This is a genomic window from Flavobacterium sp. 90, assembly GCF_004339525.1.
Classification (GTDB): Bacteria; Bacteroidota; Bacteroidia; order Flavobacteriales; family Flavobacteriaceae; genus Flavobacterium.
The window spans coordinates 3,602,400-3,614,857 of record NZ_SMGE01000001.1 but is presented as its reverse complement, the minus strand read 5'-3'; the positions used below and the strand labels follow the sequence as shown (position 1 = coordinate 3,614,857).

The window sequence follows — 12,458 nt, the reverse complement described above, 5'->3', positions numbered from 1 at the left end:
TGTATGTAAAAATAAAAACAAAACACACAAAACAAGCCTTATAAACAAGACTCCAAAAAAACAAAAAACAGACCGTAAAAATTCTTACAAAAATAAAACACTTATTTTATCAAAATGCTAGTACATCAATACCTCTTTTTTTCCATTTCAAATCATCACTTTATAATTAAAACAAAAAAACCTGTTCAGAATCTGAACAGGTTTACCTCTAAAATAATCCAACAATTTTATTCTTGCGAATTATACTTTCTTAAAAACTCACGAACTTTTATTCCTGATTCTTTCAAATCCTCAGTCTTCCACTTCCCTTCTGATTTTGCTGATTTTTTTAGGATAGAACACGTTTCATCTTTATCAGAAACCGACCAGGTTATCCAACTTAGCTTTTTAGATTCCATCCAATCGATATATTCCTGCCAAGCTTTCATATTTAATGGTCCGTCGCCGGATGCTTCCATTCCTGCAGATTCAGAAACAAAAATTGGTAAACCGCTTTTTATAGCATCGTCTGTCTTGTTCCTTAATTCTTTTCCGTGTGTTGCTGCATAAAAATGCATCGTATACATTATATTATCATATCCGCGAATTGGATCTTCGGCAGCAAGATTTACATCCTGATCCCAATGTGGAGAACCAACCAAAATAATGTTTTTAGGATCGTTTTGTCTAATTACTTTAATTACTTCTTCGGCGTAAGCCTTAACCTCTGACCACGATTCATAATCAGGCTCATTAAAAACTTCGTAGATTATATTGGGATATTTGCTATATTTCTTAGACATTTCAGCAAAAAAAACTTTTGCTTCTTCGAGATTAATATTATGACTGTGCCAATCTATAATTACATAGATATCAGATTTTATGGCTCCATTTACAACAGCTTCAATTTTTTCTTTTGAGAATTGTGGTTCTTTTTGATAAGCCCATTCTCCTAATTCTACACCCATTGCGGCACGCACAACATTACAATTAAAATCTTTCTTTAACCAATTAACTGCTTTCTCATTATAAAATCTTGGCCACATACTATGCCAGCCAAAACTCATTCCTCTTAACACAATCGGATTATTATCTTTATCGACTAACTGAGTTCCTAATACACTAAGTTGTCCATGATGTTTTACAAATTGCGCTTTTGCGACACAAAAAACCAGCAGCAAAACAATTGTAAAAATTTTGATATTTGATTTCATAACAAACTGTTTTAAGGAATTAATCTTAATGTAATAACGTCATGTGATGCAATATCTGAAACAAAATTTTTCTTGGTATTACCTATTTCTTTATTTTTCCAAAGGTCTTTTAATTTAAAGGTAGTTTTATTAAAATCGGCTTCATAGCCAAAATCTGCATCTTTAATAGTATATTTTTTCCAATCAAAATTGACTTTCTTAGCAACATCACTTCTGTTTAAAAAAGTTATTGCCCAATTTCCATCTGATAATGGTTTTACCCAAACTTCTAATCCATCTTCAGCAGAATATTTAAATCCCTGAACTCCTAATTTATCCTGATTTACCGCAATTAATTCTTTATTCGTTAAAATTGCTAGAGTTTCTTTTGACATTTTTCTAAAATCATTTCCTGCAATTAATGGAGATGCCATCATTGACCACATTGTAAAATGTGCTTTATCTTCGGTATTTGTCATTCCGTCGCCAACTTCCATCATATCAAAATCATTCCAATGATCCGGACCTGAATATTTGCGGATGTCTTTGCGCATTTCGATAATTTTCATAAATCCCCAAGACGACCAATTTCCTTCTTCGTGTTTAAACTCACAATCAAAACAAGGATAAATATCTCCTGAAATTCTCCATAAATTCCCAATTGGTTTTCCCCATTCCCATGGCTGATTATCGCCCCACTCACAAAGACTGAAAACAATTGGTTTTCCAGCAGTTTTAAGCGCATTGCTCATTGTTGTATACGCTTCTTTGGCTGTAATTCCTTGTGTATTACACCAATCATATTTTAAGAAATCTATACCTAATTTAGCATAAAATCTTGCATCCTGATATTCATAACCACGTGTTCCCGGATAACCGGCACAAGTTTGGGTTCCGGCACAATTGTATAATCCAAATTTAAGACCTTTACTGTGCACATAATCGATAACAGCTTTCATTCCGTTAGGAAATTTAACCGGATCCGGAACTAAATCACCATTTGCATCACGTTCTCTTGTCATCCAGCCATCATCCAATACAATATAATTATAACCCGCTGCTGCCATTCCGGATGAAACCATAATATCTGCGGTTTCTTTTACCAATTTTTCATCAATATTGGTTTCAAAAGTATTCCATGAATTCCAACCCATTGGCGGCGTCATAGCAAGGCCTTCAAATTTACCTGCTTTTTGTGTGTGCGTATTTCCTTGGCTAAAGCCGAAACCTGAAATACTTAATGCAAACAATAGTAGTACTGTTTTTTTCATTTTTATTATATTTTGATATTTTGTTGTATTGCTATTTTTTTATTATGCTGAAACAGAGCAAAATTTTGTTTTAAATTATAAAAAACTCCAAATCGATTGCTCGAAATGGAGTTCTTTTTTTGTTATTAAAGAACATTTTTTAATTCACAACCAGATTTTTTGTTCTCACATTTCCGTTTTGATACGTTACCTGAACCACATAAAGTCCAGATATCAACGAAGATCCAACTGTAGATTTAAGTTGAATTGCGGTACTTGAATTCAACAATGGAAAACTTGTCATCAAAACACCTGAACTATTAAATACTTTACATGTTCCTGTAAAAGCTGGCGTAACTGCCGGTGCAACTATTGTTAAATATCCGTTGCTATACGGATTTGGCGAAGCTGTAAACTCATAGTTTGTTCCCGGTGCATTGTTTGCACAGCCTGTTAAATTTAAAGAAACCGAATTTCCATAAGCTGTAGTCGTAACTGAATTAGACAAACAACCTGATGAAGATGTTGAGCTTGTAACGTCGTATAAAAAATAAGGATCTCCGTTTAATGGTAATTTTAATTCGAATATGTTTTTAGACGTTTGCGTAATTACGATACTTGCATCTGCAATTCTAGGCGCAATACTATAATTTGTATTTGGACTTGGATTTGGATTTGGCGTTACATTAAGCGTTATAATATGGTATTGTGGCGTACAGTAATCATTTGTTTTTGTAACGTTATAACTTGGCGTAGTTGGTGGCGTTGGAGTAATAAAATAAAATTTTGCTGTTTCCGCAACAAAATTTACTCCAGAATAAAATGTTGCATAAATATAATATGGAGCAGTTATTAAATTTCCCGGTTTTACTACAACTTTATTAAGTGATTTAGCAGAAGGATCGCCAGAAAAAGTGATTCCGGAATTATCACTCGCAGTCCAAACAACCGAGTCATAACTATTTATATCCGGCGCATTAAGAATACGATAATAAGGACTACTCGAAATACAATAAGGATTAAGTCCGTCAATTGTTTGAGCTCGTCCAATCGAAATTATTAAGAGAAAAAAAACCGATAATAAAAAGAATTTTCTTTTTACTGAACCAAAATTCGAAATGTAATTGTTTTTCATAATTATTCTTTTTTTATGTTAAAATAAATGATATCTGTAAATTTAAACATCCATTTTATACACATTCGATACTATTTTATTAAAACACAATACTATATCGTCAATTCATGAAAGAATTTTCTTTAATAAAAAACCCCATTTCGAAATACCGAAATGGAGTTTTCATTACTAATTAAAATTCACTATTCTTAATAATTAAAATTCACTACTCGGCTTTTAACATGAAACCAATGTTATCAATGTAAAAGGTATTTGGTAAACCATCCCCTTTTGCTGTCGCTGTTTGGTTTTGGAATGTAATATTTTGAACGCGATCTGAACTACTGAACATTGACCACGGAAGATAGAATGTTTTCCACTCGGTAGTCACACTCACTACAGGCGAATTACTCCAATCTCCGTTAAATACTAATCTCACTTTTCCGTCGGCTTTTGCTTTAATCGCTACACGTATTCCTGAATAAGGCGCAAGTTTATCAAACCAACCCCAGTTTCCTTGTAAACTTCCCCAAGCATCCATCTCTTTTTCAATATAAGTTGTTCCTTGTTCTGCTTTACCATCAGTTAGATATTTAAAATTATTCCATGCAGGAAAATCTAATCCATAGTAAGAAACATCATCAAATATTGCAGTTCCAACAGCATAAGTAGAAGTTGTCGCTCCTGAAATATTGGCAATTGAAAGATATCTCAAATCAGCATTTTCAGGTAATTTGATAACCACTTTTTCCAGCGTAGAAGAAACTACAGTTACAGGAACCTCTGGTAACGTTTTTGTTTTAGCAAGAGTAACTACAGGATTCAAAAAGTATTTTCCCGTTATCGTTACTTCCTGTCCAGCCGTTGCATTAATTGGATAAAATTGCGAAAAGCTTGGAACCGGAGGTTTAACCACAAAATCAAAAAGAACCGTACCTTTTTGGGTTACTACTTTTAACTTGTTTGATGCAGCTGCATAAGGCGTATTTTCATCTAATAATATAATGATATCCGTATCTGTTACAAAAGTTGGTCTGAAATAAGTATCAAAGTCATTAAAATAAACCTTTGTTGTAGTAAGTAACCCTTTACCATGAATGACATAGTAATTCTTTGGATCTCCAACTCTTGTAGGAGTTAATGGTTTTAAACTCCCATCTGTATTATAGCCTGATGGCGCTACATATTCAATAGATGGTGCACTACCACTACCAGAAGCCGAAGCAGTATCATCATTTGAGCATGCACTAAAAAATATTAGTGACAACATCCATGTCATACATGCCGCTAACGAAGCAATTTTTATATTTTTCATGTTTTTTATTTTTAAAAATTATTTAAAAGTATATGGTACTACTTCTTTCAATTTTGGATTTTTAATCAAATCATCAGATGGATAAGGCAATAAAAGGCTTGATGCAGAAATTGAAATATGTTTTTCAGCGTCTCTGTTTCCTCTGTTTTGAGCTTCAAGTATTGCTTTAGCCTGACTAAAAGGCAAACGTCCTAAGTCAAAATAATAATCACCTTCGCAAGCTAGTTCTGCACGTCTTTCTTTAAAGATATCATCAAAACTAATTGTCGTTTTTTCAGGAACACCAGCTCTTCTGCGAACTGCATTAAATGATTTTAAAGCATTTGGATCTGAAGTACTACCTGATTGTGAACCTAAAATTGCTTCGGCATGTATTAACAATAACTCTGCATAACGCATCATATAACTATTCATACTGCTTTCTCCGTTAAACTGAGGATTAAATGGTCCTGTTATTGGTAAATTCTCTTTTCCAATAACATACTTCTTCAAACCTGCTCCAGATTTTTGAGCTTCATATTGAAGAGAAAATGTATATCCCAAAACCAATGGAGAATCTACATCAAGTGTCTGTGCATAAGTTAAATTTGGATAAAAATCTCCAGGCAACATAAAAGTTTCTTTTCTTCTTTTATCACCGTCTTCATAAACATTTTTAATCAAATCTTGTGATGGTGCAATTTGTCCGGAATAAGTAGTTTCAACCAATCTGTTTTCAGGAGCAAATAATGTATTCGAAAAGTTTCCATCAAAATAACCTCCCGCTCCATTCCATTGCCATGCAAAAATAGATTCTTCGTTATTGTTATTTTTTTGCAACCATAAATCAGCAAAAGATTTCAATGGCAATTCATCACCACCTAATAATTTAAATTCTCCACTATTAATTACTTCCTGAGCTAATGCTCTTGCCAATTCATATTTTTTCTCATATAAATATACTTTAGCCAAAAGCGCTTTTGCAGAACCACTTGATACGTGTGCATTTGCAGCATAATTAGAACCTCTGTTTTTAGTTCTTAAATTAGCAATTGCAAATTTCAGATCGTTTTCAATGAATTTATATACATCTTCAGAAGGATTACTTGGAATCACATAATTTAGAGAATAATCAGCATTGTTTTCAATAATAGGCACATTTCCCCATAATCTTACCAAGAAGAAATAAGAGAAAGCTCTAATAAAATGAGATTCCCCCAAAGCATTGTTTAATGCTTCTTTTGTAACATTTGGACCAACACTCTTAGGCAAACTATTAATGTAAGCATTAGAATTTGCAATAGCTCCATAACAAGATCTCCACGCATCAGAAATAAAAGATTGAGAATTTGTAAAACTCAAATCTGTAAATTTCCCAAAGTCATTGTAGATATCCGCATACATATTTCCGGAAATTACATCTGTAATACCATAAAATGCTGATTTATTCATGTTAAACCAAACCAGACTATATAATCCGTTTGAAGCATTGTCAAGTTTAACATCTGAGTCGTAATAGTTACCAATAGTAGGCGTTCCTTCTGCAGGCACATCTAAGAAATCCTGAGAGCAAGACGATGACATTAGTAATACAAGTGTCATGGCAATAGCACCGCTTCTTTTTATTATATTTTTCATATTAATTCGTATTAAAATTCAACGTTAAAACCAAAAGTAATTTGTCTAGGCACCGGATAACGACCATTATCAACTCCTGATAACAAAGCGTCCTGGTTATAAGAACCTACCTCAGGATCATAACCTGTGTATTTTGTAAAAGTGAATAAGTTTTGTCCCGAAGCATAAATTCTCAATCTTGACAATTTTAATTGCGAAATCAAATCAGATGGTAAAGAATACCCTAAAGTTACGTTTTGAATTCTTAAATAAGATCCATCTTCTATAAAACGTGTTGATACTGCATTATTGACATTATCATAAGTTGATGGTCTTGGTAAAGAACCATTAATATTTGATGCTGAGTAAAAATCTGCCGCTTCTGTCAAATAATTAGTTCCCAAATTACTATTTAATGTTCCTGACATACGAGTTAAGTTCATTAATTTGTTTCCTGCTGTTCCCTGAACGAAAATAGACAAATCAACATTTTTGTATTTGAAGCTGTTTGTGAATCCATAAGTAAATTTTGGATTTGGATTTCCAATCGCTTTCAAGTCATTTTGGTCAATAACACCATCATTATTTTGATCTTTATAAATCACGTCACCTTTTGCGAAATTTGGCATTAACGAGTTCGTTCCGTTTTTCAAAACCACTTTATTACCGGAAGCATCAGTATGACCATATTTAGTCAAATCATCGTCTGTTCTGTAAATACCTACAGCTTCGTATCCAATAAATTCACCAATTGGCAAACCTTCCTGAGTTCTGGATACCGTTACAGTATTATAAGCAAGAGTTCCCATTGTTTTCACAATATTTAATCCAGCCATATTAGTAACCTCATTTACATATTTAGTAAGGTTCAAACTACTGTTCCAAGAAAAATTATCTGAGAATTTCTCTGTGTAACCAAGCGTAACCTCAATACCTTTATTATGCATACTTCCAAGATTAAAGTATGGAGGATTCACTCCACCTTCATAATCACCACCACCAGAAAGGTAGTTTGGCAAAGGAACCTGATACAAGAAGTTTTTAGAAACTTTTTTATACACATCTACAGAAGCCGTAAGTTTAGATTTAAACATTGTAAAGTCAAGACCTAAGTTCGTCTGATCCTGAGTTTCCCATTTCAACTTTTGATTCGGCGTATTTGATGGCAAATAAGACGTTCCCATAGTACTGTTTACCAAATGCAGGTTTGAATCATATAAATTGTTTCCAATTTGATTGTTTCCTGTTTGTCCCCAACCTACTCTTAATTTAATATTGTCAACATATTTTTTAGTCCCTTCCATGAAAGACTCGTTAGAAAGTTTCCAAGAACCACTTGCAGAGCTAAAAACTCCCCATTTATTTCCGTAGAAAAACTTTGAAGATCCATCAGTTCTAACTGCAGCAGAAACACTATACTTATCGCCATAATCATAAACCACCCTTCCTAAATAAGAAGCAAGCGTTTGAGTTCCGGAATATACACCACTTGTTACCGCTTTTGGCAAATCTGATGCTGCAAGAGATTTATCGTTATTATCTTTATATCCTTCTGCAGTTATCGAATACCCTTCCCAGTGTGCTCTGTTTGCTTCTTGCACAGCCAGGATTGTAAAATTATGTTTACCAATAGTATTTCTGTAAGTAAGCATGTTTTTTAAGTTCCATGAATTTCCTGAAGATGGATTGTAATACAAGTTAGCAAAACTTTTAACCGCATTTCCTAAAGAATACATAGGATCAAAACGTTGCCCTAAATTGTCATACATATATCCACCCGCTTCAAAACGATATTCTAAACCTTTGAATAAATCTATTTGAGTATAGAAATTTCCAGAGTAATTTTTTCTTACCAAAGTATTAGAACCTAATAAAGAAGTCGCAACCGGATTCACAAATGAAGTATTACCTCCAGATGGCGGTCCTGAAAAAGCACCTGATAATTCTCTTACCGCAACGTCAGGAGTTGCTAATAAAGAAGTCGCAACAACTCCGTTAAACTGACCGTTTAATGTCAATTTTTCATCTGTAAGAGCACCACTAATATTAACACCAACTTTAATAAATTTATTTACTCTTGCATCGATGTTAGCTCTAACATTATATCTTTTAAATCCAGATTCAATTACAATACCATCCTGGTCTAAAACCCCTCCTGAAAGGTAATAATTGATTCCTTCTTTACCGCCTGAAAACGATAACTGGTTTGATTTCATAATTCCAGTTTGGTAAATCGCATCCTGCCAATCTGTCCCTTTTCCTAAAAGTTCAGGATGAGCAAATTCAGGACGTTTTGATGTAGGATCATAAACATCAGCCAAAGCATTTTGATGAATCGCATATTGCTGCAAATTCATAGAATGTAGCTTTTTAGGCAAATTGCTTATCGAATATGAATTTTCGAAAGTTAATTTTCCAGTTCCTTTTTTACCTGATTTTGTAGTAACAATCACAACTCCATTTGCTCCACGAGAACCATAAATAGCAGTAGCAGAAGCATCTTTTAAAATATCAATAGACTCAATATCACTAGGATTAATAAGCGCTAAAGGACTTTGTGTAATGTTTCCATTATTCGAAAAGTTACTATTTCCCTGTGCATTTCTTCCCGAAGTAGACGAGTTACGAGCATCTCCTGAAATTGGCACACCATCAATTACATACAAAGGTTCGTTTGTACCTGTTAAAGACGAAACACCTCTAATTCTAACAGAAACGTTACTTCCTGGCTCACCAGAATTGCTGTTTACCACAACTCCGGCAGCTTTACCTTGCATCATTTGGTCAAACGAAGCAACCTTTAAGTTCTCGATATCTTTTGCACCAATACTAGAAATAGCACTGTTTACATCTTTCCTTTTTTGAGTTCCGTATCCAATTACTACAACATCTTTTAAGTCCTCAACATTCGATTTTAAAACGACATTAATAATCCTTTTTCCATCGACAGCTATTTTTTGAGGATTAAAACCTATAAATGTAAATACTAAAGTTGCATTTGCAGGAACATCAATTGTATACTTTCCGTCAAAATCTGTAGAAGTAGTTGTTTTTAGTCCAACAACTGTAATATTTGCTCCAGGAATAGACAATCCTTTATCATCAGCTACAGTTCCAGTTACTTTAACCTGTGCCGTAATGGAATTGCTGATCAGCAACAAAAATAAAATCAAAGGAACTGCGCTGTGGTTCGCATTCCAATGAATAAAGTTAGTCAGTAGTTTTTTCATAATAAATGTTTGGTTAGTTTAAATTTGTTTTATTCATAATTCAAGTCATAAAAAAGGATTTAATTATTCTCTCAAATTATTTAACAAATCTATAACACAAGAAAACATCAAATCGATAGTATTATATCATTTAATGATAATATTTTTACTATAGCGCTTTAAAAAAACATATATAAAAATAAAAGCAGTAAAAAATTACATTATTCGCAATCACCATACTATAAACTACTATGAATTATAAATTAAAATTAACGATTCCTTAAAAATCAAACGATTTCGTTAAAAATAATATTTGTTTATGCAAAAAAAGTATCACTACAAAATACGTTTTAATCCAGAAAAATCTTCTCTATATTGACTAGGAGTACAATTTTTTATAGCCTTAAAGCTACGATTAAAGTTTGCAATATTATTAAAGCCAGATTTAAAAGCCACCTCAGAAACACTCATATCCTTCTCAACAAGCCACCGCGCGGCATATCCAATTCGGATATCATTAATATAATTGACAAAAGTTTTCCCGGTACGCTTTTTAATAAATCGGTTAAAAGAAATAATAGACATACTCGCAACATTTGCTACATCTTCTAAAGTGATTTTTTCAGCAAAATGTTTCTGCACGTATTCATAAACCAGCTTCATTTTATCATAATCATCAAACGTATCATAATCTACTGTATAAGTCGAAAGCAAACGTTGGTTTCTGGAATTTGCTAAATCATATAATAAAGATGTGATTTCCAAAAAATAATCCATACCATCAAGTTTAGAGAGCCTTACAAGTCTTGGCGTTAATTCATCGGCTACTTTTTTCGAAAATAAAATACCGTGAATCGAACGATTAAACATATCTCTGATCGGATTCATAATTCGTCTTGACAATAAAGATTCATGAAATAAATCATTATGAAACTGAATTGTTATTTCATGGATTTTTTTACTTGTACATTTATTTAATTCCCAACCGTGGTATAAATTTGGCCCAATCAAAACCAATTCGACATTGTCGATTTCTTCTATATTATCTCCCACGACCCGCTTAACTCCTTTTCCATTTAAAATAAAATTAATCTCAAATTCCGGGTGATAATGCACCGGAAAATCAAAACTGTCTTTTACTCTATCAAACACTAAAAAACTATCTCCACTTGATAGCGGAGCGATTTCTCTATAAAAATTTTTAGAACTACTCATCTTTAAAACGATTTAGAAAGTGATATTTGATTTTTTTCATTTGCAATAATATGATATATAATTGATAAAATAATATTAATTATGCGATAAACATCCGATTATCTTTGAAAAATAGAATTATCAATTTTACAAAAACAACATTGATATTAAACATTAATCATTTTTAATGTAATATGTTTTTATAGTTTTAATAATTTTAGTCGAAAAACAGTATTGAATTCTCGATTGAAAAATCCGACATTTCAAAACCGTTTCAACAATTCGCAAAACCATAATTATCGCACTGAAAACGAGCACATTCATAATGAGAAAAAACATAATAACACTAATCACAGCAGTATTTATAGGAACTTCTTGTTCTGCAAAACCTATTAGTAGTAATACTAATTTGTCACTTTCAGATAAAAAAGCAACACCTGAGACTGTTTCGTTATATAAAAAACTAGTCAAATTGAGCCAAAAAGGATATATGTTTGGACATCAGGACGATCTTGCATATGGTGTAAACTGGAAATACGAAGACGGTCGCAGCGACGTAAAAGATGTCGTTGGAGATTATCCTGCCGTTTATGGCTGGGATTTGGCAGGTTTAGAAAAAGACAGTCCGAATAATATAGATGGAATTCCTTTTTCGAAAATGAAACAATATATCGAAGAAAGCCACGAGCGAGGCGGAATCACAACTATAAGCTGGCATTTTGATAATCCTGCAACTGGAAAAAGTGCTTGGGATAATGTTCCAAATTCGCTGAAAACGGTTTTACCAGGAGGAGAAAATCATCAAAAATTCACTGTTTGGTTAGACAAAGCGGCCAATTATCTATTGTCTTTAAAAGATAAAAAAGGAAAAAATATTCCCGTTCTTTTCAGACCTTATCACGAACTTACCGGAGGTTGGTTTTGGTGGGGAAAAGGAAATTGTACTCCCGACGAATTTAAAACATTATGGAAATTCACCTTTGATTATTTACAGAAAAAAGGCGTTCACAACCTAATATACATATACAATACAGGAAGTTTCAAAACAGAAGAAGATTTTTTATCCAATTATCCCGGTGATAATTATGCCGACGTTTTAAGTTTTGATTCTTATCAGAATAATGATGATAAAGAAGGCAAAAAGTTTATCGAAGAAGTTCAAAGTCAGCTTAAAATCATAAATGAACTTGGCGCAAAACAACATAAATTAATAGCGATAGCCGAAGCAGGTTATGAAGCAATTCCAGACCCAAAATGGTGGACAGGAACTCTTGACAAAGCTATTGGAGATTATAAAATTTCTTATGTTTTATTATGGAGAAATCACGGCTGGCAGGAAAAAGAAAAAAAGATGCATTATTATGCTCCATATTCCGGTCAGGTAAGCGAGAAAGATTTTGTTGATTTTTATAAACTTGATAAAACGCTATTTGAAAAAGACATCAAAAAAATTAAAAATTGAGAATTAAAAATTAAAAATCCGTTTAAATCCGCGTCATCTGCGTGCTAAAAATTCAACACATAGAGAGATCGATTTTAAGCCTAAAAAAGAATTAAAAAATAAAATCTGTTTTTATCCGCGTTTTTACGAAGTAAATCCGTTTTATC

Annotated in this window: 8 protein-coding genes; 1 reads left to right on the top strand and 7 read right to left on the bottom strand. The window is 32.8% G+C overall.

All coding sequences use genetic code 11. The features are described 5' to 3' along the window. Positions 1–227: 227 nt before the first annotated feature. From C8C83_RS15190 to C8C83_RS15160, 7 genes are all read right to left on the bottom strand, one after another. Positions 228–1,193, bottom strand: coding sequence for a glycoside hydrolase family 5 protein (locus C8C83_RS15190; RefSeq protein WP_121329281.1), 966 nt, complete (start codon positions 1,191–1,193; stop codon positions 228–230). Positions 1,194–1,204: 11 nt separating this feature from the next. After that, on the bottom strand, positions 1,205–2,443 hold the full coding sequence (locus tag C8C83_RS15185; RefSeq protein WP_121329280.1) for a glycoside hydrolase family 27 protein: 1,239 nt from the start codon (positions 2,441–2,443) through the stop codon (positions 1,205–1,207). A gap of 139 nt (positions 2,444–2,582) precedes the next feature. Next, complete coding sequence (locus tag C8C83_RS15180; protein WP_121329279.1) at positions 2,583–3,557, bottom strand: T9SS type A sorting domain-containing protein; 975 nt, start codon at positions 3,555–3,557, stop codon at positions 2,583–2,585. Positions 3,558–3,762: 205 nt separating this feature from the next. Then, positions 3,763–4,851 carry a hypothetical protein gene (locus C8C83_RS15175; protein WP_121329278.1) on the bottom strand — a complete coding sequence of 363 codons (1,089 nt, stop codon included), beginning with the start codon at positions 4,849–4,851 and terminating at the stop codon, positions 3,763–3,765. Positions 4,852–4,869: 18 nt separating this feature from the next. Beyond that, positions 4,870–6,468 (bottom strand): RagB/SusD family nutrient uptake outer membrane protein, encoded by a 1,599-nt coding sequence (locus tag C8C83_RS15170; RefSeq protein WP_132011802.1) that lies wholly within the window; start codon positions 6,466–6,468, stop codon positions 4,870–4,872. A gap of 11 nt (positions 6,469–6,479) precedes the next feature. Continuing rightward, entirely contained in the window at positions 6,480–9,677 is a 3,198-nt protein-coding gene (locus C8C83_RS15165; protein WP_121329275.1) for a TonB-dependent receptor, read from the bottom strand. Between the two features lie 315 nt (positions 9,678–9,992). Next, positions 9,993–10,871 carry an AraC family transcriptional regulator gene (locus tag C8C83_RS15160; protein ID WP_121329274.1) on the bottom strand — a complete coding sequence of 293 codons (879 nt, stop codon included), beginning with the start codon at positions 10,869–10,871 and terminating at the stop codon, positions 9,993–9,995. Between the two features lie 304 nt (positions 10,872–11,175). Between C8C83_RS15160 and C8C83_RS15155 the strand changes: the two genes are divergently transcribed. Continuing rightward, positions 11,176–12,312, top strand: a complete 1,137-nt coding sequence (locus C8C83_RS15155) for a glycosyl hydrolase (protein WP_121329273.1) — start codon at positions 11,176–11,178, stop codon at positions 12,310–12,312. Positions 12,313–12,458: the final 146 nt, after the last annotated feature.